At 49.9% G+C, this 24919-nt stretch carries 23 protein-coding genes; 18 read left to right on the forward strand and 5 right to left on the reverse strand.

The window, feature by feature from the left end:
* Positions 1-25: 25 nt before the first annotated feature.
* Entirely contained in the window at positions 26-475 is a 450-nt protein-coding gene (locus P404_RS0110160; protein ID WP_026830679.1) for a general stress protein, read from the forward strand.
* Positions 476-504: 29 nt separating this feature from the next.
* Positions 505-954: a universal stress protein gene (locus P404_RS0110165; protein WP_014969373.1), complete on the forward strand. Its 450-nt coding sequence runs from the start codon at positions 505-507 to the stop codon at positions 952-954.
* A gap of 63 nt (positions 955-1017) precedes the next feature.
* Here the strand turns inward: P404_RS0110165 and P404_RS0110170 are convergent, their stop codons facing one another.
* On the reverse strand, positions 1018-1209 hold the full coding sequence (locus P404_RS0110170; protein ID WP_014969374.1) for a hypothetical protein: 192 nt from the start codon (positions 1207-1209) through the stop codon (positions 1018-1020).
* Positions 1210-1355: 146 nt separating this feature from the next.
* On the opposite strand from P404_RS0110170, the gene P404_RS0110175 reads away from it, so the two are divergent.
* The 16 genes from P404_RS0110175 to P404_RS0110250 all read left to right on the forward strand — a co-directional run bounded on the left by P404_RS0110175 (position 1356) and on the right by P404_RS0110250 (position 20581).
* On the forward strand, positions 1356-1799 hold the full coding sequence (locus P404_RS0110175) for a MarR family winged helix-turn-helix transcriptional regulator (RefSeq protein WP_014969375.1): 444 nt from the start codon (positions 1356-1358) through the stop codon (positions 1797-1799).
* Positions 1800-1834: 35 nt separating this feature from the next.
* Positions 1835-4504, forward strand: a complete 2670-nt coding sequence (locus P404_RS0110180; RefSeq protein WP_026830680.1) for an MMPL family transporter — start codon at positions 1835-1837, stop codon at positions 4502-4504.
* Between the two features lie 33 nt (positions 4505-4537).
* Positions 4538-5428: an MBL fold metallo-hydrolase gene (locus P404_RS0110185; RefSeq protein WP_236624362.1), complete on the forward strand. Its 891-nt coding sequence runs from the start codon at positions 4538-4540 to the stop codon at positions 5426-5428.
* Positions 5429-5515: 87 nt separating this feature from the next.
* A complete protein-coding gene (locus tag P404_RS18980) occupies positions 5516-5644 on the forward strand; it encodes a hypothetical protein (protein WP_014969379.1) in 129 nt (42 codons plus the stop codon).
* 118 nt (positions 5645-5762) lie between these two features.
* Positions 5763-6467 carry a hypothetical protein gene (locus P404_RS0110195; protein ID WP_026830682.1) on the forward strand — a complete coding sequence of 235 codons (705 nt, stop codon included), beginning with the start codon at positions 5763-5765 and terminating at the stop codon, positions 6465-6467.
* A gap of 215 nt (positions 6468-6682) precedes the next feature.
* Positions 6683-7810, forward strand: a complete 1128-nt coding sequence (locus P404_RS0110200; RefSeq protein WP_236624363.1) for an ROK family transcriptional regulator — start codon at positions 6683-6685, stop codon at positions 7808-7810.
* 234 nt (positions 7811-8044) lie between these two features.
* A complete protein-coding gene (locus P404_RS0110205) occupies positions 8045-8527 on the forward strand; it encodes a hypothetical protein (RefSeq protein WP_014969382.1) in 483 nt (160 codons plus the stop codon).
* A 28-nt stretch (positions 8528-8555) separates the two neighbouring features.
* Positions 8556-9866 (forward strand): ABC transporter substrate-binding protein, encoded by a 1311-nt coding sequence (locus P404_RS0110210; protein ID WP_014969383.1) that lies wholly within the window; start codon positions 8556-8558, stop codon positions 9864-9866.
* 75 nt (positions 9867-9941) lie between these two features.
* Positions 9942-10907 carry a carbohydrate ABC transporter permease gene (locus P404_RS0110215; protein WP_014969384.1) on the forward strand — a complete coding sequence of 322 codons (966 nt, stop codon included), beginning with the start codon at positions 9942-9944 and terminating at the stop codon, positions 10905-10907.
* Positions 10908-10920: 13 nt separating this feature from the next.
* Entirely contained in the window at positions 10921-11706 is a 786-nt protein-coding gene (locus P404_RS0110220) for a carbohydrate ABC transporter permease (protein WP_014969385.1), read from the forward strand.
* A gap of 25 nt (positions 11707-11731) precedes the next feature.
* Positions 11732-13726, forward strand: coding sequence for a beta-galactosidase (locus tag P404_RS0110225; protein WP_014969386.1), 1995 nt, complete (start codon positions 11732-11734; stop codon positions 13724-13726).
* Positions 13727-13740: 14 nt separating this feature from the next.
* Positions 13741-15873 carry an alpha-galactosidase gene (locus P404_RS0110230; RefSeq protein WP_026830683.1) on the forward strand — a complete coding sequence of 711 codons (2133 nt, stop codon included), beginning with the start codon at positions 13741-13743 and terminating at the stop codon, positions 15871-15873.
* Positions 15870-17042 carry a galactokinase gene (locus tag P404_RS0110235; protein WP_026830684.1) on the forward strand — a complete coding sequence of 391 codons (1173 nt, stop codon included), beginning with the start codon at positions 15870-15872 and terminating at the stop codon, positions 17040-17042. The genes P404_RS0110230 and P404_RS0110235 overlap by 4 nt, the downstream gene beginning before the upstream one ends.
* Positions 17043-18041, forward strand: a complete 999-nt coding sequence (galE, locus tag P404_RS0110240; RefSeq protein WP_026830685.1) for a UDP-glucose 4-epimerase GalE — start codon at positions 17043-17045, stop codon at positions 18039-18041. It begins immediately after the preceding gene.
* A 30-nt stretch (positions 18042-18071) separates the two neighbouring features.
* Positions 18072-19565 carry a UDP-glucose--hexose-1-phosphate uridylyltransferase gene (locus P404_RS0110245; protein WP_026830686.1) on the forward strand — a complete coding sequence of 498 codons (1494 nt, stop codon included), beginning with the start codon at positions 18072-18074 and terminating at the stop codon, positions 19563-19565.
* Positions 19562-20581, forward strand: a complete 1020-nt coding sequence (locus P404_RS0110250; RefSeq protein ID WP_026830687.1) for an aldose epimerase family protein — start codon at positions 19562-19564, stop codon at positions 20579-20581. Before P404_RS0110245 ends, P404_RS0110250 begins: the two co-directional genes overlap by 4 nt.
* Before the next feature lie 113 nt (positions 20582-20694).
* Here the strand turns inward: P404_RS0110250 and P404_RS0110255 are convergent, their stop codons facing one another.
* The 4 genes from P404_RS0110255 to P404_RS0110270 form a co-directional block, all read right to left on the reverse strand.
* Positions 20695-21216, reverse strand: a complete 522-nt coding sequence (locus tag P404_RS0110255) for a methylated-DNA--[protein]-cysteine S-methyltransferase (protein WP_014969393.1) — start codon at positions 21214-21216, stop codon at positions 20695-20697.
* An 82-nt stretch (positions 21217-21298) separates the two neighbouring features.
* A complete protein-coding gene (locus P404_RS0110260) occupies positions 21299-22699 on the reverse strand; it encodes a dihydrolipoyl dehydrogenase family protein (protein ID WP_026830688.1) in 1401 nt (466 codons plus the stop codon).
* On the reverse strand, positions 22700-23908 hold the full coding sequence (locus P404_RS0110265; protein ID WP_026830689.1) for a dihydrolipoamide acetyltransferase family protein: 1209 nt from the start codon (positions 23906-23908) through the stop codon (positions 22700-22702).
* A 12-nt stretch (positions 23909-23920) separates the two neighbouring features.
* Positions 23921-24919, reverse strand: coding sequence for an alpha-ketoacid dehydrogenase subunit beta (locus P404_RS0110270; RefSeq protein WP_026830690.1), 999 nt, complete (start codon positions 24917-24919; stop codon positions 23921-23923).

Here is a 24919-nt window from a genome sequence, read left to right on the forward strand (position 1 = left end):
GAAGTATAAAAGGGGGAAATGACCAATGGGGAAAAAACAGTTGATCGGTACGTACGAAAATGAGACGGATTTGATTCGTCAGATTGAAGATTTACATTTCGCTGGTTATCTGGAAGAAGACCTATATGTCGTCTTACAAGATAAAACCGACATGGCGATGTTGCGTGGGCAATCAGCCGCACAACTCGTTTCCGGGAAACAGACGTTGTTTGAACGGTTTACAGGAAAAGGAGTCACGGATGAAGAGACACGTGACGCATTTCATTCACTCGGGCTCAAAGAAGGTGAAGTGGAACGACATGTCGCGAGTGTGAGAAGTGGTGCTTACGTACTGCTTGCCGACGAAGAAGGAGCAACTCGTCCGGCACCAGAACAAAAAAGTATTTTAGAGAGTGAACCGGAAGGCATCGAGGCCGAGCGGAAGCTTGATCATGAGAACCGCGCGCTCGAAAATGAAAACGATCGGATGTTGTAATCGTGCCTGAGTGGAAAGGGTGAACAACGATGGATAGCCATTATCATACGATTTTAGTAGCGGTCGATGGATCAAAGACGGCGGATTTAGCTTTTGAAAAAGCCGTCCAGTTCGCGAAACTTGATCAAGCCAAGTTGGTCATCGCACATGTCATCGATATTCAAACCTTTGCGAACGTCCGGGCCAATCAACGGTTCATTGATCAAAACGTAACTGAGTATGCGCAGGAGTTACTCGACAAGTATGAGAAACGGGCGAAGGAAGCCGGTTTGGAAGCGGTCGAACTCGTCATCGAAACAGGATCACCCAAAACGTTGATTCCGAAAGTCATCGCTCCACGGGTCGGAGCCGGATTAATCGTCTGTGGTGCCGTCGGGATGAACGCGATGGAACGGATCATGATCGGAAGTGTCTCGGAAAACATCTCGCGGTATGCGAAGTGTGACATCTATATCGTTCGCCCTAAAACACTCAAATAACAGAAGATACAAAAAAAGCTGCTTCGATCTCATCGAAGCAGCTTTTTTGTCGGCTGATCTAAGTCAGGTCAATAAATAATAAAAGATTCCGAGAATGATCAAGATGACGGGTAATAAGACCAAATACATCCAAGACATGTTTTTCGCCGTTTGACTATTGCTGTAGGTTTCTTCATTCCGACTCTGTCCGACCATCACTGTAAAAATAAGTCCAAGTACACAGATCACTAATGCAATCCAGAATAATGCGGTCATTTGTAGTCCTCCTTTACCTATGATGATGCTCACTCTCATCATAACGAAAATTGGATTTACATGTCAGGATAATTGTGACAGTTTGGAGTTGACGCTATCTGGTTTAGGGGCTAAACTACTTATATGAGTTTAGGGGGTAAACTATCATGAAAGAGAATCTTCGAGAAGCCGTACTGCTGTTTGAAGAGGTGATGATTCACGGGACAGAACGGGTCCTGAAATCTGTTGATTCGCCAGTCTGGCGTCTCTACTCACCGGAGCAACTCCATTTGTTGAAGCTGGTCGATAAATACGGTCCGGTCGCGTCCGGTCGGATTGCGGTCATGCAAGGAGTGCATAAAAGTGCGATTTCGAATCGGTTAAAAAAACTGAACGAACATGGTTTAGTCGAGGTCGAACGTTCAGAAGATGATCATCGGACAAAGCGAATCGTCTTGACGGAAGCAGGACGAGAAGTCGTCGAGGCTTCGAATCAAGCGATTTACAGTTATTTGGAACAATTGATTGACGGCAAAGTCGATGATAAGGAAATCAAACAATTCATCGAAACGTTCCGGAAAGTCAAAGCGATTTTGAAGATTGAAGATTAATTCAGAAAAATAGAGACAGAAGAGGTGGAACAGGAATGCGACAAATCGTCAAATGGCGTTGGCCGATCGTAATCGTCTTGTTGCTTGCGACAGTCGGATTATTTTTAGCCGCACCGAACTTATCGAAACAAGCAGAAGAGGCTGGTGCGATCCAGTTAGCAAGTGATACAGATTCACAACGGGCAGCCGATATTTTAAAGGCGGCCGGAGCAAGTGAAGAAACCATTTCACTTGTCATCCCCTTAAAAGAAGCGGTCACAAAAGAAGACCGGTCAGAGATTGGTCAAATCGTCAAGGATTTAGAACAATTGGATGAGCCGGTCACAGGTGTCTTGAACCCATTCGAAAGCAAGGAAACGGAAGGACAGTTGATCTCAAAAGATAAAAAAACGGTCCTCGTTCCGATCACGGTCGATGGTTCACAAGACGAAATCACGACACTCGCCGAGCAGATTCGGACGGATCTCTTACCGGACGACCGGACAATTTATCTGACGGGTGAGTCGCTCATCAATGCAGATGTCAATACGAGTTCGCAAGAAGGGTTGAAACGAACGGAATTGATTACCGTCGGATTGATTTTTGGTCTGTTGCTGATCGTCTTCCGGTCAATCGTTACGCCGTTTGTTCCGCTATTCGCAGTCGGCGTGACGTATTTGATGAGCCAGTCGTTTGTCGCCTTTTTCGTCGATTGGTTCGGATTCCCCGTCTCGAACTTTACGCAAATTTTCCTTGTTGCGATTCTGTTTGGGATTGGGACGGATTACTGTATCTTACTCCTCAGTCGGTATAAAGAGGAATTAACGGCAGGGCACGATGTGGAAACGGCAATCGTCAACACGTACCAAACAGCAGGGCGGACGTTACTGATCAGTGGTCTGGCCGTTCTCGTCGGCTTCTCGGCGATTGGGTTTGCCGATTTCCCGATCTTTAAATCATCCGTCGCCGTTGCGGTCGGAATCGCTGTACTCTTACTTGTTCTGTTCACACTCGTTCCGTTCTTCATGGCGACATTAAAAGAGAAGCTATTCTGGCCATCGAAAAATGCCGCGAGTCATAAAGACAGCCGATTATGGGCACGGTATGGCGGATTATCGATTCGCCGTCCGCTCCTTGCGATGGCAATCGTCGCCGTCATCACGATTCCGACACTGTTTACGTATGACGACGATCTTTCGTTTAATACCGTCGATGAGATTGGTGAAAAATACGAAACCGTCAAAGGGTTAAATGCGATTTCTGACGGCTTTGGTGCCGGTGAGTCATTGCCGGTCAATATCATTCTAAAAGACGATCAAAAACTCGTGACGGAAGAAACAGTCCCGTATGCGGAGCAATTGAGTCGTGAACTCGTTAAACTCGACGGGGTCAAAGCCGTTCGTTCGATTTCACGTCCGACCGGTGACGTCATCGATGATCTGTATGTCGACCAACAACTGAAACAAGTCGCAGATGGTCTGACGGACGCAAAAGACGGACTCGGTGAAGTTGGTCAAGGACTTCAGACGGTCGAAGAAAACCTGAACACGATCAGTGGTCAGATTCCGGCAGGTGATCAGGCGACAGCCGGGGCCGCACAGTTGCAGCAAGCGGCGACTGGTCTCGGTCAAATCAATCAGCAGATAGCACTTGTCGGACAAGGGTTACAATCTGCCGAAAATATCCCCCAAACGGTTGGGACATTGACAGCGTTATCCGGTCAACTGTCACAAATTCAGACGGGTATCGCGCAAGCGGCAGCGGGGATTGAAACGCAAGGGGCACAAGCCGGTCAACTCGGAGGCGGATTAACGCAACTTGCGGATGGTGTCGGTTCTGCGAATGAAGGGCTTGGAAAGATTGAAGCCGGATTGACTGACGCCGCCGATTTCCTCAAAGAGATGGGCGATTCAGAAACGATTCGTGGTACAGGAATGTTCATTCCGAAAGATACCTTGTCGAGCAAAGACTTTGAGCCGGTCATCGAACGCTATACGATTGATGACGAAACCGGATTGAAGTTCGAAGTCATCTTAAACGACGATCCGTATTCACCGGAAGCGATTGAAACGGTTGCTGCCATCAAGAAAACAACAGCCAGCACGTTAAAAGATACACCACTCGAGCAGGCACAAGTGGCTTACGGTGGTATTTCGAGTATCAACAGTGATTTAAATGATACGTCAAAAGCTGACTTTACCCGGACGGTCGTCATCATGATCGTCAGCTTGTTCGTCATCCTTGCAGTCATGTTCCGTTCGTTGATCATGCCACTGTTTATGATCGGTTCATTGTTATTGACGTACTATACGTCGGTCTCGATTACTGAATTGATTTTCGTCAATGGACTTGGTTACGATGGAATCAGCTGGGCCGTTCCATTCTTCGGATTCGTCATGCTGGTTGCCCTTGGGATTGACTATTCCATCTTCCTCCTTGATCGTTTCCGGGAAGAAACGATCAACGGATTGGATACAAAAGAAGCCATGTATGTCTCGATGAAGAAAATGGGCTCGGTCATCATTACGGCGGCCATCATTTTGGCCGGAACGTTTGGTGCCATGATGCCATCTGGTGTTCTCAGTCTTGTCCAGATTGCGACGATTGTCATAACGGGTCTCCTGTTATACGGATTGATTGTCCTACCACTTCTGATTCCAGCGATTACAGTTTCGTTTGGACCAGGTGTCTGGTGGCCATTCCGTCAAAAACAGAATAAAAAATAAGAAATTCCAGTCGTCCATCCGGGCATCCCCCGGATGGACTTTTTCGGTATACTGAACAAGGAGGCGATCATCATACAACAATTTAAACAGTTAACCCACCGGATTTGGTACCAGACACCGGTCAGTGAGACGGATCGACCCATCGTCGCGGTGATTACGGGGGACGACCGGAGTCTCGTCATCGATGCCGGAAATTCGAGCCAACACGCCGCTCTATTTTTAGAGGAGATGAAAAAACAAGGGCTGAAACAACCGGACCTCGTTGCATTGACGCATTGGCACTGGGATCATATCTTCGGAATGAAACAGATGGCCGTGCCGACGATTGCGACGAAACGGACGGTTGAAGAGATGCAAAAGATGATGGATTACGAATGGTCGGATGAGGCACTCGAGGAACGGATCCAACAAGAGATTGAAATTCCGTTTTGTGCCGATGCGATCAAACTGGAGTTCGGAGCAAACCGTGACATCGAGATCGTCTTGCCGACGATTCAATTCGAAGGGCAACTTGAAGTGGATCTTGGTGGAGTTCAGTGTCTCCTGCGGCAAGTCGAAAATGATCATTCGCCAGAGAGTGCATTGATCTATATTCCACAAGAACGGGTCCTGTTTTTAGGGGACGCGATGTATGCGGATATCTTTTCTGCCAAGTGGAACTATACGACCGACCAAACAACCCGTTTACTGGATGTCATCGCGGAATATGACGCCGACTATTACGTCTGGTCACATGGCGAAGCGATGCCAAAGGATGAATTTGAACAAGAAGTCATGGTGTTGCGTCGGGCGATTGAGGTGACGCAGCAAGCTTCAGGCCAGGTATCCGACATGCGCCGGTTGTATCGTGAGAGGGTCGAACGGGACTTGACGACGGGTGAGGAAGAAACACTCGTGTTTTTCGCAAACGGAACCAAAAAATAATTGAAGCGAATCGGCAGGTTTGTGTGGTTCAAACGAGAATTCCTTATTATATAGAAAAATTTGGATTATAGTAAGGGAGTTCTACTGATGGAGCACAAACCGAAAGATCGGAATGAAGCGGCGAATCGTGTCTTTTTTGGAACGGGTAATATCTTTACCGTCATTTTAGTCATTGGATTTGCTTTGTATCTGTTGTATCAGTTTTATATACGATGACGTGATCACCCTGTACTTCAAGGGTGATTTTTTCGTTTTAGGGGAGTGCAAGCGAATCAGATATTGGGTAATCCTTAACGGAGGACAAAAAGAATGTTCATTAGAAGGAGGCACCCCCATGAAACGCATCCAGATTGCCGACTTTGATCGTCGCATGCCACCACTTGAACTGCGGGAGATGGATGATTATTACGAAACGGTATTTGTCTTAAACTACGATGAACTGTATCCGTCGACACAAGTACGGACGATCCAGTTAGCTGATATTTATATCAATCTTGTCATTACGCCAGAAGGTACAAAACTCGTCTCGGCACTGTTCTTAAAACCGGTCGTGGTCTCGGACATCGTCTCGTGGATGCAACTGTATACGATTAGTTTTGCGACAGCTGACGCATCCGGGTATTACACGGAAGGGGCTGATGAAATTTTAGAAATTGTTTTATACCAGGGCAATCCGATTGTCATTGCGACGAGAGGAACGGACCGCTTGTATTATGAGACCGAGGGAGCGATTGAGATGCGGCGAGAATCCAGTGAAGTCATTGGAAAAAAACCATTACTGTATCTAAACGGAGAAGCTTGGTTTGGGGTTCCCCACCTTGAATTCAATTCAAGTCAGGATGAAATTCATGTCAACGGAACATTTTTGTTCGCGGACTATATGGACACGTACCAGGGACGTGTCGGTTTTTTTCGTAAAGCAGATCCCGGTTTACCGGTCGTCCTGTTAGTAGGGGAAGCGATCATTGAAGTGGAGTTGACTGAAAATCCAGACGGAAGCCGGGTTCTCGTCATCGAACAGCCGTATGATGAAGCATGATTCCAACTAGAGATAGATTCGAAAATGATTTTGATCACAGGTGGCAACCAGATTGTGTTCTTTTCACAAGAGTTCGTCCGGAAAAAAGTCAGAGACAGAGAATCCGGACGGAATCATGAAATCCCTTACAAAATATGCGAGAATAAGATAAGAGACATGAATGGAAGGGATGCGGGGCGAACATGGTCAAAGAAATGCCACGAAATTCAAAGTGGATGCGATCCTACAACCGGGCACTCGTGTTACGTTTGATTCGGATGCATCAACCGATTTCACGAGTCGAACTGGCACAACAAACAAAATTAACAAAACCAACCGTTTCGAACATCGTCGGAGAATTGATTGCGGATCAACTCGTGATGGAACGTGAACTCGGTGTCTCAAACGGAGGACGAAAGCCGATTCTGCTCGAACTGGTGGCAAAAGAACAATACGTCATCGGGATTGATGCGACAAGTCACCGCTTTATTGGAGTCATCGCGGATTTAAGCGGGAATACGATTCACGAAGTGGAAACGATGGGGAAATTTGATACGAATGAAGAACTGATGGAGGCTGTCGTTCAATTGTGTCAAGAACTGATTGACGCAACAGAGCAGGTCGGAACGATTCATGGAATCGGTATATCCGTTCACGGGATGGTCAATCCGGAGACTGGAGTCATTCTGTTTGCTCCACGTTTTCATCTCCATGATGTTGCATTAAAAGAACATTTGGAGCAGCGTTTTGCGTATCCGGTCTTCATTGAAAACGATGTCCGGGCCCTGGCCTCGTTCGAATTGTTATTCGGAGAAGGTGTCGGCGTCGATCAATTCTTCTACCTGTATGCAGGGGAAGGGATCGGAGGAGCGTATGTCCTCGATGGAAAGCTGATTGACGGAGAAAATCATATCACCGGTGAAGTGGGGCATATGCGGCTTGATTTGGATGGACCAATCTGTTCGTGTGGAAATCGGGGATGTCTTGAAGCCTTGGCCGGTGAAAAAGCCTTGCTACGTGATTTTGAAGCGATTGACCCACAAGTCAAGACCTTGACCGACCTTCGGCGACGTCTGACGGAAGGCGATTCCCATGCAAAAGCGGCATATCACCGGGCAGGTGAATACATCGGCATCGGTGTCTTGAACACGATTCACTTGATTAATCCAAAACGCATTTTACTGGGGGGACCGATGTTTGAACTGGCTCCTTCCATCGTGGATCAAATTAAAGAACGGGTCGCGCACACTGCCTTGACGACGGCTTCACGTGAAACCGATGTCAAGATGGTTCCGTGGAGCGAAAAACAAGGAGCGCTTAGTGCGGCCGCTTTGGCGACGAACAGTATTTTTCAAACGATTTGATGCAAGCTTGTGGGGACACGGTGAAATCACCGAGTGCTCATAAGCTTTTTTGTCGTCCATTTCGCCTAGAAAATATTTTTTATGAAACCGTTTACAAATCGAAATGGCATGTGCTATAGTTTTCTTAAAGTTAGATAATAAATTTAATTTACTAAGTTTTCATCAACTAGTGGAGGTGGATGCAGACCGGCAGGGACCGGTTAAGCTGAAACAAAAGAAGGGGGCGTCGCGCAGATGGAAACAGAAGATTTATGGGTTTCCTACCGTGAAGCTTTCGGGCGTTACGGAGCAATCCGTGGCTTTTATATGAACCGTTTGACAGGGCAGATGACGGAACAACAACCGGGAGATGAGCGGTCTTCGGATCAAGACGGCGTTCTCGTTCGTCCACGGCAAGATGGAGTCTTTCAATTTCGGATGTCGTCCGTACAAGGGGTACTGACGATTCGGTCTTCAGAGCTTCATCTTCGAAAAAATGAGAACGGATACATTGAATTACGGGTGTTGATGCAACAGATGCGATCAGCCGGTTGTCTGACGCTCGGCGGTGAATTTTATCTGTTCGTCGCACAAGAAGTCGATACACTCGACTATCGTCTCCGGCTGATCGCACGGGTTTTGATTCAACTGCAACGGATGCCGATCGGCACGGAAATCATCGAACAATGGTGTCAACAAGCAACACAGGAAGGATACCAGCTTAAAAAATACGCTTGACCACTCACATACAAAGGGGATCACTCACATGAAATTCAAAAAAACAAAAGTTCTCGCAGCAGCTTCAGTCTTAACATTATCGGCACTTCTTGCTGCGTGTGGCGGCGAAGACGAGAAACAAGCAACAACAAAAGACGGAAAAACAATCATTTCCTGGTGGGGTTGGGCACCTCAGCCGGAAGCTGGTAAGGAAGTCGTCGACGCGTTCAATAAATCACAGGATAAATACGTCGTCGAATTCAAACGGTACAGCGAAGACTATGAAAAGCAACTTCAAGTCGCAATGTTATCTGGTAAGGGACCAGACATCATCGGCTTAAAAGAACCGATGATTCAACAATACAAAGACCGTGTCGTACCGGTTGATTCCTACATGGATAAAGCAGCCGGCAAAGGCTGGAAAGATAAGTTCGTCGAGCTCGGCATCGAGCAGACGACGATCGACGGCAAACAATACGCGGTTCCAATCGGCTTCACAGGTCAAGCCTACTTGATGTACAACAAAACGATGCTCGACAAATACGGCGTCACACCACCGAAAAACTACAAAGAAACAGTCGACGCTGTCAAAAAGATCAAAGCGTCCGGCGATAAAGTCATTCCATTGATGTTAGGTGCAAAAGACGCCTGGATCGACATCGATGTCTACAACGTCTTAAGCCACCAGGTCGCACCGGGCTACATCCAAAAAGTCTTATCGGGTGAAGCGAAATGGACGGATGACGAGATGGTCAAGACAGCGCAAGTCTGGCAAGACCTGTTCGAAGATAAAGTCTTCCAAGAAGGAGCACTTGGCCTTGCGACATACAATGACGGGATGAACCAATTCTTCGATAAAAAAGCAGCGATGTGGGTCATCGGTTCATGGGAGGCCCACTCGATGACGACGGCTGAGAAAAAAGACAAATGGAAAATCAAAGATGAGCTTGGCTTCACGCCACTTCCGAACTTAGCGGGTGGAACAGAACAACCGGTCATCGCCTCAATCGACATGGCACTTGCCGTCAATAAAGAGTCGAAACAACAAGAAGGCGCAGCAGAATTCGTTGCCTTCATGAGTCAAGGTGAAGGACAAGAAGTCTACATGGGTGAATTCGAAATGGCTCCGGGCATCAAGGAGGTCAAAATTGATTCAGATGCTGCCTTCACATCAGAAGGTGAAAAAGAGTCGTACAAAATGCTGAACGAAACACTTTCTAAAGCTGTAGCGAGCCGTGGAATCCGTGATACGAAACTTAACGATATCCTCGGTAAGGAACTTCAAAACATCGCGACTGGTCAAGATCCAAAAGAAGCACTCCAACGTGTTCAGGATGCAGCCGATCAATCGAAAAAATAAGCACGAGACAGTGAAGTGGTGCGCCCTGCGTGCCACTTCCTGATTTTTAGAGATCAAGAAAGTGGGGAAATCGTTATGCAGACAGAGCAACAAGAATTGCCGATCAAACCAAAAGCCGAGCCGCTAAAACCAGCACCACGTTCAAACGTTCCCAAAAAGAAGAGAAAAGGCAAAATGAAACAAAACATGGTCGGTTGGGCGTTCGTCGGACCCATCGTCCTGTTTGTCGTCGCGTTTATCTATTACGGGATTTTCTATAACGCCTATAACTCCTTCTTCTCATGGGACGGGATTTCGTTTGATAAAGTCTTCGTCGGGTTTGAAAACTACGCGGAAATGTTCCGTGATCCGGATTTCTATCTCTCGCTTAAAAATACGTTCATCTTCACGATTTTAACCGTCACGATTCAAGCCTTTATCGGTCTTGTTCTCGCGTACTTCCTGCACACACAGGGACCGTTACGGACTGCGATGAAATCGGTCTTCTTCTTCCCGGTCGTCTTGAGTCCGGTTGTTCTTGGGGCCGCGTTCTCACAAATTTATGACTTCCAATTCGGTTACATCAACGAGTTTCTCCGGGCGATTGGTCTCGGTAGCTTAGAGCAAAACTGGCTCGGTGATCCGGATATCGCACTTTATTCGGTCATCGCGATCAACATCTTCCAGTGGACCGGTTCATCGATGGTCATGTATTACATGGCGATGCTGACAATTGAAAAAGAGATCTTTGAAGCCGCTAAAATCGATGGGGCCGGATTCTTCCGGACACTCTGGAGCATCGTCTTCCCGAACTTAAAAGGAACGACGTTCACGTTATCGATTCTCGGCGTCATCGGTGGTCTGAAGACGTTTGACCTCGTCTGGATCACGACAGCCGGCGGACCCGGTTCTTCAACAGAGTTCATCTCGACTTACCTGTTCCGTAAATCGATGCTGCAACAAGAAGTCGGCTTTTCAAGTGCCGTTGCCATCATACTGCTTACAATCGCCTTACTGATCACGTACTTCCAGTTACGTGTTCAAAAGAAAATGGATAACTAAGGAGGAACGTCCCATGAATGTAGAATCTAAAAAAAGCCGTTGGATGATTAACCTCGTTCTGATGCTCGCTTCCATCGTCTGGCTGTTCCCGATCTTCGTCATGTTCAAGGAGAGCTTACGTGTCAACGGATTCGAAAACTATATCGCAACGCTGCAAAACCCGAATTTCCCGACCTTCGTCTTCAACAGTTTCTTCGTCGCTTTCTTCATGATCATCATCTCGATCACAATCCTGGCGTTTGCGGCATTTGCGTTCTCGAAACTCGAATTCGCCGGAAAACGTCTATTGTTCAACATGATTTTAGCCGGTCTGATGTTACCGGTCGCTTCGATGATCGTTCCGTTGTTCTTTACATTGCGGTCGTTTGACGGACTCAACAACCATTGGGGATTGATCGGAGCCGAAGTCGCCTTTTTCCTTCCGTTTGGTTTGATGCTGATCAAAGGATACTTCGATGAGTTGCCAAATGAACTGATGGAAGCAGCTTTTATCGATGGTGCGACGATTTTAGAAGTCTTCTTCAAAGTCATGTTGCCACTGGCGAAACCCGCTTTAGCAACAGCATTGATCTATGCGTTCCTCAACTCATGGAATGAATACTTGATGGTCCTGACGTTCATGACGGATCCGGCCTATCAAACGGTCACGATGGCACCAAGCTTCTTTAAAGATGCCCTTGGTGGTGACCCTGGGAAAATCTATGCGTCACTCGTCTTGATCAGTTTACCGACCATGGTCTTCTATATCTTCTTCCAACGTTTCTTCCAAAAAGGAATGACAGCAGGTGCAGTAAAATAATTTGTTTTCAGTCAGGGGGAGCACCATGTATTTAGGCGTCGATTATTACCCGGAACAAACTCCACGTGCGTTATGGGAGGAAGACTTCCGTTTGATGAAAGAACTCGGTGTCAACGTCGTCCGGCTGGCGGAATTTGCCTGGACGATGATGGAGCCGGAAGAAGGAGTCTACGATTTCCGGTTTTGGGATGACATCATCGAACGTTTGAGTGCCGCCGGTTTTGACATCGTCCTCGGGACACCGACCGCGACACCACCGGCCTGGATGTGTCATAAATATCCGGAGATTCTTCCGGCAGACGAGCATGGCGTGACGATCAGCTTTGGAGCCCGTCGTCACTACACGGTTCACAGTGAGACGTACCAACGCTTTTCCGTTGCCATCACGACGGAAATGGCGAAACGGTACGGAAAACATCCGCGTGTCATCGGTTGGCAGACGGACAATGAATACGGTCATGAAAAATCGGATCGTTCGTACAGTGAAATCGACCGTGCCGCGTTCCAGGTATGGCTGAAAAACCGATACGAGACGCTTGACGCGTTAAACGAGACGTGGGGAACGGTCTTCTGGAGTCAGACGTACACGGCGTGGGAGCAAATCCCAGTACCGCGGAAAGTCTACCAGGAACATAACCCGTCGTTACTCGTCGACTTCGACCGCTTCTGTGCCGACGGTTACAACCATTACAACAAACTGCAGGTCGATGCGCTTCGGGAACACATTCATCCGGACGCGTTCATTACACATAACCTTGTCTACAGTGATATGGCCGTCAATCAACAACAGATGGCACAGGATCTCGATTACGTCGCCTTTGATAACTACCCGGTCTGGGGTGGTTTGCCTGAACCGAACCGTTTCGAGAAGATGGCGAGCGATCATGACCTGTGCCGATCGTCGAAACAAGGAAAAGGCTTTTGGGTGATGGAGCAACTCAGCGGAGCGCAAGGCTGGAGTAAAATCGGTTACTTGCCGCGCCCCGGTCACATCCGTTTGTGGACGTATCAAGCGGTCGCACGTGGTGCCGAAGCCATCGTCTACTTCCGTTTCCGGGCGGCGTTGTTCGGAACGGAAGAGTTTTGCCACGGTATCATCGATCACGATGGAAAACCAAAACGTAAATTCAATGAAGTCAAACAGATCATGACCGAGCTGAATACGTTCGGAGACGAGATTAATGCGAGTAGCTATCAAGCAGAAGTCGGTGTCTATTTTGATCAAGAGAACGTTTGGGCCTGGACCCATCAGCCGCACAGTGATGCGTTTGACTTCCGGACCGAGTTCGTCCGGTTCTACGGAGGCGCTGTCCGTCGTCAGGCAGCAACCGATATCGTCTTCCCGGGTGACCGGCTCGATCAATACAAATTGATTATCGTTCCGCTGTATTTCCTGACGAATCCGACGTTTGACCAGTCGTTAATCGATTACATGGAGCAGGGGGGACATGTCATCTTCACGTACCGGACCGGTGTCAAGGATCCGCATAACAATGTCATTCCATTGACGTTACCAGGCAAGTTCGCCCCGTACGCAGGAATCGAAATCGACGAGTACGAATCGTTGCAGGCGGTACAGGAAAACCGGGTCGAAGGCATTGGAGCATTCGCCGGACAAGGTTCACCGGCCCGTCTCTGGTGTGATTTGATCACACCGACGACAGCCGAACCGCTCGCTGTCTACCGCGATACGTTTTATGACGGAGTCGCTGCCGTCACACGCAACGAATATAAAGGAGCAATCACGTACATTGGTGCATCGATTGATGATGCGATGATCGATACGATTTACCGACAAGCGTTTCTCGATGCCGGTGTTCAGACGTTTGAGGCACCGGATCAAGTCGAAGTCGTCCGCCGTCACGGGGAAACACGTGATTTCATCTTCTTCATGAACCACGATACAAAAGCCAGCCGGGACGTGGTGCTTGATGCTGCTTATAAAGAAGTGAATACGAACGAGACATATAGTGGAACAGTGACGCTCGCACCGCTCGAGACACTGATTCTGACAACATAAGGAGGAGAACGACCATGGCCATTCTTGAACTGCCGAATCAGCGGTTCGTCCTCGAAGGACAACACGTCGCGCATGTCGTGACGATCGGACAGCACGGCAAAGTGTTGCATACGTATTTTGGAGCCCGCCTGCCGTATCGATCTGATTATGAAGCCTTACCGAATCCGGTCCTGACACACAGCTCGTTTGAATCACCGGATGGGGTTGCGGTCTATGATTTCATTCCATTCGGTGAGATGGTCTACACAGAACCGACTTTGAAATCAGAACGGGAGGACGGTCAACGAATCAGCCAGTTCGTCTTTGAACGCGCCGAGCAATCCGACAGCGGATTGATCTTATGGTTGTTTGATTCGTTACAAGAACTTCGGGTCGGCATCAAATACGACCTGTACGAAACCTACGATATGATCGGACGGTCACTCGTGATTGAAAACACCGGAACACAACCGGTGCAATTGACGGCAGCCCAATCGTTTGCGATGGGAATTCTACAACGGCCGAGCTTGAACCTGCATCATTTTGCCGGAACATGGACCGGTGAATTTCAAAAGCAGGTGACGCCGCTAACGCCGGGGCGTAAGACGATTGACAGCCGGCGGGGTGTGACGAGTCATCAGGCGAATCCGTGGTTTGCACTTGAACACGGGGCGACGGAAGCGACCGGTGAAGTCATCTATGGTCATTTCGCGTATTCCGGCAACTGGTCGATGCACTTCGAACAGGATGCGTTTGGATTTGTCCAAGTATCAGGCGGGATGAATGCGTTTGATTTCGGTTGGACACTTGAAGCGGGTAAACAGCTTGCGACACCGGACTTTTACATCGGCTACGCGGCAGACGGCTTTGCCGGGATGAGTGCCCGGGCGCACGATTTCCAGCGTCAGATCATCATGCCGGAATCGGACCGGAACAAGGTCCGGCCTGTCCTCTACAATTCCTGGGAAGCGACCTATTTTGACGTGACGGAACACGGACAACGGACACTCGTCGATCAAGCAGCCGCGATCGGTTGTGAACTGTTTGTCGTCGATGACGGCTGGTTTGGTGAACGAAACTCCGATCAGGCCGGTCTCGGTGACTGGGTCGTCAATCCAGAGAAATTCCCGAACGGTTTAACACCGTTGATTGATTATGTGAAACAACAAAACATGCAGTTTGGTCTATGGGTCGAACCGGAAATGGTCAATCCTGATTCAAATCTGTACCGGACGCATCCTGACTGGATCTACCATAGTCCCGGTGCCCACCGGACGACATCACGCAATCAGTTTGTTCTGAACCTTGGTTTACCGCAGGTCGAACAATTCGTGTTCGAGATGATGGACGAGTTGCTTGGGACACACGCGATTGATTACATCAAATGGGACATGAACCGTGCTTTTTCGGAACCGGGTCTCCCGGGTGCGACACCAGCACAACAACAAGAATTATGGAAGCGTCATGTCGATGCGCTGTACCGGATTTTTGATGAGTTGCGGACACGTCATCCGGAAGTAGACTTTGAAGCTTGTGCCGGAGGCGGCGGACGGATTGATCTTGGAATCCTCCAACGGACGGAACAGGTCTGGACGAGTGACAACACGGATCCACTGGACCGGTTGACGATCCAGCACGATTTCTCATTTGCCTATAATGCGAAGATGATGAGCTGTTGGGTGACGGACGGTCCGAACTGGCTGAATGGTCGGAACTTACCGCTTGCGACACGTTTCGTCTCCTCGATGCAGGGGACACTCGGTATCGGTGGCAACTTAAGCGAATGGACAGCAGAAGAATTAACAGAAGCAACCGAGTGGATTGCGACGTACAAGACGATTCGGGAAACCGTCCAATTTGGACGCCAGTACCGCTTGACGGCAGACCGCCGGACGGCATCGCTCATGCAATACACATCAAACGATCAAACGGTTGTCCTCGCGGTAGCGCCGATGCGTCAGCACGGTTCAAACCAGTACCATTTCCGTCTGCATGGACTTGAGAAAACGGGTTTGTATCAGGTCGACGAACGTCAGCTCAGCGGTGCTTACTTGATGCAGCAAGGATTGACGATCACTTATACGACGGATTATGAAGCCTGTTGTCTACACATTCAGCCGGTTCACGGCAACGTCATCACATCAGAGTCAAAGGAGCCGATCGCATGACAGACCAGACATTAGAACAGATTTTTGAACAACAATTCGGTCAACCGTCGACCCACCGCTTTTTTGCACCGGGCCGGATCAATTTGATCGGAGAACATACGGACTACAATGGTGGACATGTCTTTCCGTGTGCCTTGACGCTTGGAACGCATGCGGTTGCCCGCAAGCGCGATGATGCAGTCTTCCGGTTTTATTCGCTGAACTTTGAAAATGACGGCATCATCGAAGTCACAGGTGATGACTTGACGCATCGATCTGCCGATGGCTGGGCCAACTATGCCAAAGGGATGATTCATATCTTACGGGAAGCCGGTTACCGGATGGATACAGGATGCGACATCCTGATCAAAGGGGATATCCCGAACGGTGCCGGACTGTCTTCGTCCGCTTCGCTTGAACTGGTCATCGGTGTCTTGCTCGACAAACTGTACAATCTGAATGTCGACCGGATCGAACTCGTCAAGTACGGCCAACAGGTCGAAAACCAGTACATCGGTGTCAATAGCGGCATCATGGATCAATTCGCGATCGGTATGGGCAAAGCAGGATCCGGACTATTGCTTGACTGTGAGACACTTGAATATACGTATGCACCGCTCGATTTATCCGGTTATACGATCATCATCATGAATACGAATAAACGGCGTGAGCTGGCCGATTCGAAATACAATGAACGCCGCTCGGAATGTGAAGAGGCGCTCGCCTATTTGCAACAGTACCGTCCGTATGCGTCTCTCGGTCAATGGTCGATGGATGAATTCGAAACGGTTTCTTTTGAGGACGAACGATTGCAACGGCGGGCACGTCACGCGATTTCTGAAAACGAGCGCACATTGCAAGCGCTCGACGCATTAAAAGAAGAGCGACTTGAAGCCTTTGGTCAACTGATGAATGCATCACACCGTTCTTTGCGAGTGGATTACGAAGTGACGGGGAAAGAACTGGATACACTGGTCGAAGCAGCTTGGGCGCAACCGGGAGTCCTTGGCGCCCGGATGACAGGTGCCGGTTTTGGCGGTTGTGCGATTGCCATCGTCGAAGACGAGACGGTCGAGACATTCATGACGGCAGTCGGTCAAGCATACGAGACCGCAATTGGTTATCCGGCATCGTTCTACACGGCAACGGTTGGTGATGGAGCACGAGAAGTCGAACAGGAGGTCATTTAAATGGCAGTACTCGTAGTAGGTGGAGCAGGATATATCGGGTCACATGCAGTCTATCAACTGGTGGATGCCGGTCAGGACGTCGTCGTGATTGATCATTTAAAGTCGGGTCACCGGGAAGCCGTTCATCCGGAAGCCCGTTTTTACGAAGGGGATATCCGGGATCGTGCCTTCCTTGATACGGTGTTTGAGACGGAAACAATCGATCAGGTCGTCCATTTCGCGGCCTTTTCATTAGTCGGTGAATCAATGGAACATCCACTCGTATATTTTGATAACAACGTCTACGGCACACAAGTCCTGCTCGAAGCGATGATGGCACATGATGTCAAACAGATCGTCTTCTCGTCGACCGCTGCCACATACGGGGAGCAGGAACAGATGCCGATTCTTGAAACGGCAGTGACGAACCCGACGAATGCCTACGGCGAAACAAAGCTGATGATGGAGAAGATGATGCGTTGGTGTGAAACGGCGTACGGTCTGAACTATGTGGCACTCCGTTACTTTAACGTTGCCGGTGCCCGGTCAACAGGCGAAATCGGGGAAGATCATACACCGGAAACCCATTTGGTTCCGCTTGTCCTCGAAGTCGCCAATGGTCAACGACCGATGATTTCGATTTACGGCGATGATTATGCGACGGAAGACGGCACGTGTATCCGTGATTATATCCATGTCGAGGATTTGATTGATGCCCACGTACTTGCACTCGACTATTTAAAACAAGGCAATACGAGTGATGTCTTTAATCTCGGCTCAAGTCGCGGCTTTTCGGTCCGGGAAATCATTGAAGCGGCACGCCGTGTGACGGGTCATGCGATTCCGGAACAAGTCGTCGCAAGACGTGCCGGAGACCCGAGCACGTTGATTGCCGGATCCGATAAGGCGAAAACGGTATTAGGCTGGAAACCACGTCGGACGGACATCGACACAATCATTCAAGACGCTTGGCGTTGGCATGAACGACGTCCGCACGGCTATAAAACAAAAGTCCGGTAAAGAGAGAATGGATTTAGGGGAGTGAAGGCGATGAATGAACTCATCAAACAACTAGTAGAGCAGGCAGTCCGTCAGCAATTGATCGAGCCGGAAGATACGGTGTATGCGCAAAACCGGTTATTGGCTTTGCTGGGCGAAGCGGCGTACAACGATCCAGGTATGGTCGAATCACGTTCGATTCCGGATATTTTGGATGCGATGATTGAACGGATGGTTGCATCAGGACAACTGGCAGCACGTCTTGACGAAAAAGAACGGCTGGCAGCGGAACTGATGGATGTGTTCGTTGATCGCCCGTCCCAGATCACGTCGACTTTCCGTCGTCTATATGGAGAAAGTCCACAACAAGCAACCGATTATTTTTATCAACTTAGTCAGGCGAACAACTACATCCAGACGAAGCGGATTGCCAAAAACATTCAATATCAGGCCGAAACGGTTTATGGCACGATTGACATCACGATCAACTTATCAAAACCCGAAAAAGATCCGCGTGAAATCGCGGCAGCTCAGACGGAGGTCGTCGAGTCGACGTATCCGACGTGTCTGCTTTGCGTTGAAAATGTCGGGTATGCGGGACGCGTCAATCATCCTGCACGGGCCAATCATCGGATCATTCCGATTTCCTTGCAGGACGAGCCGTGGGCGCTGCAGTATTCACCGTATGTCTATTACAACGAACACAGCATTATCTTGTCGCAGGAGCACCGGGATATGGTGATCAACCGTCAAGCCTTTGCGCGGTTGCTTGGATTCGTTGCCCAGTTCCCGCATTATTTTGCAGGATCGAATGCGGATCTGCCGATCGTCGGTGGATCGATTTTGACGCATGACCATTATCAAGGCGGACGGTATGAATTTGCGATGGACCGGGCGAAGACGCTAAGTCAGTTCGTTTTACCGGATCATCCGGATGTCACCGGTGAAACGTTACATTGGCCGTTGACGGTCGTTCGTCTGAGCAGTACCGATTCTGCCGCGTTACTCGATGCGGCGGACGACGTCTATCAGACCTGGTTGACGTACGAAGATACCGAGCATGAGATCCTTGCGGCAACAAATGGTATCCGCCACAACACGGTGACACCGATTGCCCGGATGCGTGGCGAACGATTTGAACTGGATCTCGTGTTACGCAACAACCGGACGTCGACGGACCATCCGGACGGCATCTTCCATACCCATGCCGACATTCACCACATCAAACGCGAAAACATTGGTTTGATTGAAGTGATGGGACTCGCCGTTCTGCCGGCCCGTCTGCTCAGTGAACTCGAGCAAGTCGAGCAGTTCGTCGCGGGAACGGGCATTTCGATGGCTCCTTCCCACCAGGAATGGGCAACAGAATTGAAAGCGGCGTACAGCGGACAAGACGTGACGGAATATGTCCGACAAGCTGTCGCAGCAAAATTCGTCCGTGGTCTCGAAGACTGCGGTGTCTTTAAACAAACTCCGGGCGGGCAGGCGGGACTTGACCGCTTCCTTGAAACGGTCAGCCGGCAAGTGGCAGGTGATCGGCGATGACGGAGCAGACACAGTTGATTCAGGAAACGGATCTCATTCGTCACACGCTGACGCAACCGGGAATCGAAGTCGAGATTTGGAACTATGGCGGCATCATCAACGACATCCGTGTTGCGGATCGGGATGGCCGGATCGAGAGTGTCGTCTTGGGTTTTGATACAGTAAAGGAATACCAGGACCACTCCCCGTACTTCGGGGCAATCGTCGGACGGGTTGCCGGACGTATCGGACAAGCGCAAATGGAAGTGGAAGGAACCGTCTATCCGCTCGCAACAAACGATGGAACGCATCATCTGCACGGAGGAATCAAAGGATTTGATCAAGCACTCTTTGAGGTTGTCGAAGCCACGACGGACCGACTCCATCTCCAGTTGTTCAGTCCGGACGGGGCGGAAGGCTACCCTGGTAACGTCACACTCGACGCCGTCTATCAGCTCGAAGGTCTTGCCTTGACGTTGACGATGCACGCGACGACGAATCAGACGACACCGTTGAATCTGACGAATCATACGTACTGGAACCTGTCGGGGAACTTACGACGGGATATCCTCGACCATCACTTGACGATCCCGAGTGAAACGTACTTACCTGTCGGAGCGGATTTACTGCCAACCGGTCAGCTGCAGGACGTGACAGGAACACCCCTTGATTTTCGAACCGGGCGGCTGATTCGAAGCGGAGCAGAATCCGATCATCCGGAAACGGTAGCCGCGGGAAATGGATATGATCATCCGTTTCTCTTATCGGGACAGCCGATCCGGTTGGAAGACGCGTCAAATGGCCGGTATGTAGAAGTGACGACGAATCAACCGGTCGTCATCCTCTATACGGGGACGCAGCTCGAGACGAATTATACGATTCGCGGTGTCGGTGCCCGTCCGTCGCTCGGACTGTGTCTCGAAACACAAGTCCATCCGAATGCGGTGAACGAACCAAACTTCCCGGACATCCTGGTTCAGCCGGATCAGACGTACCACTGGGAAACGACGTATCGGTTTGGCGTAAATGCCGGGTGAAACACCGGTACAGCTAACATCACATCTTTTAATCTTAATAGAGAAAGGGGCGCCGGATTTGAATCCGACGCCCCTTTCTCTATTAAACTGGCTGGTGTACAGATGCTGTTCGATCAATGAAAAGGAAGTTTCGAGGATGATACCCGCTCGATTTCTAACAGTTTCCGTTTCATGTTCAGACCACCCCAATAGCCCGTCAAATCACCTTTTTTTCCAATGATTCGATGACAGGGGACGACGATCAAGACACGATTTTTACTGATAGCGGTTCCGACGGCACGCGTCGCACTGGGACGGTAGATTCGTTCCGCGATATCCGAATAGGTCGCGGTCACACCATACGGAATCTGACATAAGGCGTTCCAGACTTCCAGTTGAAACGGAGTACCGATCAAATGGAGGGGAAGGGAAAAGTGCGTGCGTGTTCCATTTAAGTATTCGACGAGTTGTTCCTGATACGGTTGCATGATGCGTGGATCCTCGATCAGATCAGCACGGGGCAACTGTTTTCGGGCCCAGTCGCTAAATAAGTCTCGAGGTTCGTTCAATGCCCCGACATAACAGAGTCCGGTGTCCGTTGCCGCGATTGGAAACGATGTCTCGTTCCAGTTCAACGTCGTGAAGTATAAATCCATCATCGTACCTCCTTCAACCAAAAGATTCGCGCAAGAAACCGGTCACGCCTCCTCAAAAAGGGAACGGGGACCGGTCTTCGGATTACGACTTCGTTAAGACATCTTGTTGACGGGGCGACAGGTGGATCGCATGTCCGACTAACGATTCGACGGCTTCCGTCCAGGCTTCGCTCCGGCTCGGGTGTGGCATGATCGGGAAGCGGACATCTTCTTCCTTGGCAGCCATCTCAAGTGCTTGTGCAAACGTTCCGGCGAGTTCGACTGCGCCTTCGCCCATCATATGAACGCCTAAAAGGAGACTCGTCGTCGCATCGGAGATGACCTTGATGAAGCCAGTTCCGGCTTCGATCATCGTTGCGCCATTGGCATTTAAGGTAAATTGACCCGTCCGAATCGCGTGACCGGCTTCGATCGCGGCATCTTCCGTCAGTCCAATCGAGACGATTGGCGGAAGCGACCGAATGATTGTCGGATAGTAAGGAAGAGTCGTGTCAGGTGTTTGCCCCGCCAAGCGTTCAGCTGTCCGTTTGGCTTCGTGGATGGCCCGTGTCGCAATTGCCTGCCCTGGCGTGACGTCACCAATCGCATAAATATGCGGACGATTTGTCTGCCCGAACGGATCGACGGGAATCGTTCCGTCTTCCGCTAATGTCACACCAATCCGTTCAAGTCCTAACTCGAGCGTATGCGGGACACGGGGCAATGAATGAAACAGGAAGGGAGCGGTCCACGTCGTTTCCTGCCCTTGTTTTACGACCGTTACGGTCACGTCGTCCCCGGCTTCGATGGCGGTGACGGTCCCGGAGACAAGTTGAATCTTTTGTTTTTTGAAGAGGCGTCGGAGTTCTTTGTTTATACTTGGATCCAACTGGAAGTCGTCGGCGATCAAGGTGACATTCGTGCCAAGCGCTTGAAAGCTCATTGCGGCCTCGAGGGCCAGATAATCCTGACCGATGATGACAAGGCGGTCAGGTAAATCGGTCAATTGGTAAAGCTGTTCTGCGTTCAAAATGGCAGGAGAATCGTGTCTGATGCTATGGCTCCCTGTCGCAATCACAACGTCATTAAACCAATACGTATCAAACTGATGTCCTTGTTCGACACCAATCCGGTCATCCGCTAAAAACGAAGCGCTCCCTTGGACGTATTCGATAGCATTTACCTGACATAAGGATTCGACGCCACTTCGTAATTGACGGACGACTTGATCGCGGTAATGGACCAATTGATTGAAATCATGCGTGGAATCAATTGAAAAGCCCAGTGCGGTCAAATGTTTTAATTGGTGTTTTATTTCTGCAGCGTGCGCCAAAACCTTCGAAGGAATACAGCCCCGGTTCAGACACAGTCCACCGAGCTGCGCTTGTTCAATCAAGGTCACCTTACGCCCTAATTGGCTGGCGCGAATCGCAGCCGTGTAACCGGCTGGTCCGCCACCAAGGATAATCACATCACGTTCTTGTGTCAGTTCACCTACGACCATTTAGATCAGCTCCATCAATAAAGTTGTGGGGTGTTCAATCAGTCCTGCGAACCGATTCGTAAAGGCGACGGCTGTCGCACCATCTGCGACACGATGGTCAAATGACATCGATAGATTCATCATCGATCGGATGACGATTTGATCCTGCTCATCGACACAGACCCGTTTTTTCGTTTTATGGAAGGCGATTAATGCCGTTTCCGGATAATTGATGATGGGTGTCGCACCCGTACTACCAAGTGGGCCGACATTACTCATCGTGAAGGTGCTCGGTTTCAGATCCGCAGCGCGCAAGTCTCCCGTCTTGGCGCGGGAAGACAGTTCCGCGACACGCGTATGCAACTGTTGCATCGTCATCTTATCTGCATCTCGAACGACCGGAACAATCAGTCCGTCCGTCGTCTCGGTCGCGACACCGATATGATACTGTTGCTCGAGGATGATCTGTTCGTTGGCTTCGTCGAGCTTGGCGTTAAAGACCGGGAAGTCTTGGAGTGCGACTATCAAGGCTTTGATGAAAAAGGCGTTGACACTGATCGGTTGACCGGCCGCCTTTAATTCTTCGCGCAAGGCGAGCAATCGAGTCATATCCACTTCTTCGAAATGCGTGACGTGCGGAATCGTAAAGAGGGATTGCGTCATTTTTTTGGCAATCTGTTTCCGGATGCCGCGGAACGGGATCGTTTCGACGGAAGGAGATGGCGTCGTTTGTGCCACGACCGGCTGCTGCGTTTCGGCAGAACGGGTTCCTGTTTCAAGGAATCGACGGACGTCGTCTTCTGTGACGCGACCGGATGGATCAGTGGCTGGGACAAGCTCTAAATCAATCCCATGATCACGGGCGATCTTTCGTGTATAGGGTGTGGCTAAGACACGCCGTACCGCTGGGGCGATGGTCGGTGTCATCGTTGTTTGTTGCGGTTGCTCGACCACGCGTTTGATTGTTCGTTCGACGGTGGCGGCGGTTTCCGTCTCTTCTTCATCGATTAATAATAAGATTGTCCCGACGGAAACGGTTTGTCCGACAGGGATTAAGATGTCGGTCACTTTTCCAGACACGGGAGCCGGTAATTCGGCGACCATCTTATCGGTCGATACTTCAACGACCGGTTGATCAATCGTGACGCGATCGCCAACCTGGACGAGATAGTTCGCGATTTCGCCTTCTGTCATCCCTTCACCGACATCATGTAATTTCACTTCGATCATCACGTTCACTCCTTAAAAATCGACCGTACGCTGGATCGCTTCAAGCACACGCGTCGGCGTCGGGATGTAATGGTCCTCCAGGGCGAATAAGGGAACAGGCACGTCAAACCCGGTGACACGAGCAATCGGTGCCCGTAAGTATAAGAATGAAGTGTCGTTGATGAGCGCAATCAAATCGTTTCCAAGACCACCCGTTGCCTGTGCTTCATGAATGATGACAGCGCGTCCCGTTTTTTGGACAGACGCCGCAATCGTCGACCGGTCGAGCGGATAGAGGGTCCGTAAATCAATCACTTCACAGGAGATGCCGCGGGTCGCAGCTTCCGTCGCGGCTTTTTGTGCGACCTGCACCATCGCCCCCCAAGCGATGAGCGTGACGTCTTGACCTTCTGTCACATATTTTGCTTTTCCAATTTTAATCGTGTAGGACTCACTCGGAACCGGTTCCTTGAAGGCACGGTAACTGCGCATCGATTCGAGGAACAAGACCGGATCCGGATCCTCGATTGCCGCAATCAATAAACCTTTTGCATCATAAGGGGTTGCCGGACAGACCACTTTTAAACCGGGCATCGAAGTGAAGAGGGCTTCCGTACTGTCCGAGTGAATTTCTGGGGCACGGATACCGGCACCATAGGGCGCCCGGATGACCATTGGCACACCATAACGTCCCATCGTCCGCATCCGGATGCGGGAGACATGGGTCATGATTTGTTCGTAAGCAGGGTAGATGAAACCGAGAAATTGGATTTCGACGATCGGCTTAAATCCGTTGACTGCTAAACCGATCGACGTTCCGACGATTCCGGCTTCGCTGAGCGGCGTATCGATGATCCGATCCTCACCGAACTCTTCCTGTAGACCGTCCGTTGCCCGGAAGACGCCGCCGTTTTTTCCGACATCTTCACCTAGTACAAGCGTCGTCTCATCGTCCGTCAGTTTCGTCCGTAAGGCATCGGTGACCGCCTGGACGAGTGTCATCTCCGTTTGTCGATTGATAGGTGTCGCCAT

The sequence above is a fragment of the Exiguobacterium antarcticum DSM 14480 genome, from assembly GCF_000685865.1.
Classification (GTDB): domain Bacteria; phylum Bacillota; class Bacilli; order Exiguobacteriales; family Exiguobacteriaceae; genus Exiguobacterium_A; species Exiguobacterium_A antarcticum.

Excerpts from the sequence above, each read along its gene's own strand:
- P404_RS0110160 (WP_026830679.1), top strand. The coding sequence starts at position 26 with ATGGGGAAAAAACAGTTGATCGGTACGTACGAAAATGAGACGGATTTG.
- P404_RS0110165 (WP_014969373.1), top strand. The coding sequence starts at position 505 with ATGGATAGCCATTATCATACGATTTTAGTAGCGGTCGATGGATCAAAG.
- P404_RS0110170 (WP_014969374.1), bottom strand. The coding sequence starts at position 1,209 with ATGACCGCATTATTCTGGATTGCATTAGTGATCTGTGTACTTGGACTT.
- P404_RS0110175 (WP_014969375.1), top strand. The coding sequence starts at position 1,356 with ATGAAAGAGAATCTTCGAGAAGCCGTACTGCTGTTTGAAGAGGTGATG.
- P404_RS0110180 (WP_026830680.1), top strand. The coding sequence starts at position 1,835 with ATGCGACAAATCGTCAAATGGCGTTGGCCGATCGTAATCGTCTTGTTG.
- P404_RS0110185 (WP_236624362.1), top strand. The coding sequence starts at position 4,538 with ATGGACTTTTTCGGTATACTGAACAAGGAGGCGATCATCATACAACAA.
- P404_RS18980 (WP_014969379.1), top strand. The coding sequence starts at position 5,516 with ATGGAGCACAAACCGAAAGATCGGAATGAAGCGGCGAATCGTGTCTTT.
- P404_RS0110195 (WP_026830682.1), top strand. The coding sequence starts at position 5,763 with ATGAAACGCATCCAGATTGCCGACTTTGATCGTCGCATGCCACCACTT.
- P404_RS0110200 (WP_236624363.1), top strand. The coding sequence starts at position 6,683 with ATGCGATCCTACAACCGGGCACTCGTGTTACGTTTGATTCGGATGCAT.
- P404_RS0110205 (WP_014969382.1), top strand. The coding sequence starts at position 8,045 with ATGGAAACAGAAGATTTATGGGTTTCCTACCGTGAAGCTTTCGGGCGT.
- P404_RS0110210 (WP_014969383.1), top strand. The coding sequence starts at position 8,556 with ATGAAATTCAAAAAAACAAAAGTTCTCGCAGCAGCTTCAGTCTTAACA.
- P404_RS0110215 (WP_014969384.1), top strand. The coding sequence starts at position 9,942 with ATGCAGACAGAGCAACAAGAATTGCCGATCAAACCAAAAGCCGAGCCG.
- P404_RS0110220 (WP_014969385.1), top strand. The coding sequence starts at position 10,921 with ATGAATGTAGAATCTAAAAAAAGCCGTTGGATGATTAACCTCGTTCTG.
- P404_RS0110225 (WP_014969386.1), top strand. The coding sequence starts at position 11,732 with ATGTATTTAGGCGTCGATTATTACCCGGAACAAACTCCACGTGCGTTA.
- P404_RS0110230 (WP_026830683.1), top strand. The coding sequence starts at position 13,741 with ATGGCCATTCTTGAACTGCCGAATCAGCGGTTCGTCCTCGAAGGACAA.
- P404_RS0110235 (WP_026830684.1), top strand. The coding sequence starts at position 15,870 with ATGACAGACCAGACATTAGAACAGATTTTTGAACAACAATTCGGTCAA.
- galE (WP_026830685.1), top strand. The coding sequence starts at position 17,043 with ATGGCAGTACTCGTAGTAGGTGGAGCAGGATATATCGGGTCACATGCA.
- P404_RS0110245 (WP_026830686.1), top strand. The coding sequence starts at position 18,072 with ATGAATGAACTCATCAAACAACTAGTAGAGCAGGCAGTCCGTCAGCAA.
- P404_RS0110250 (WP_026830687.1), top strand. The coding sequence starts at position 19,562 with ATGACGGAGCAGACACAGTTGATTCAGGAAACGGATCTCATTCGTCAC.
- P404_RS0110255 (WP_014969393.1), bottom strand. The coding sequence starts at position 21,216 with ATGGATTTATACTTCACGACGTTGAACTGGAACGAGACATCGTTTCCA.
- P404_RS0110260 (WP_026830688.1), bottom strand. The coding sequence starts at position 22,699 with ATGGTCGTAGGTGAACTGACACAAGAACGTGATGTGATTATCCTTGGT.
- P404_RS0110265 (WP_026830689.1), bottom strand. The coding sequence starts at position 23,908 with ATGATCGAAGTGAAATTACATGATGTCGGTGAAGGGATGACAGAAGGC.
- P404_RS0110270 (WP_026830690.1), bottom strand. The coding sequence starts at position 24,919 with ATGGCGACACCTATCAATCGACAAACGGAGATGACACTCGTCCAGGCG.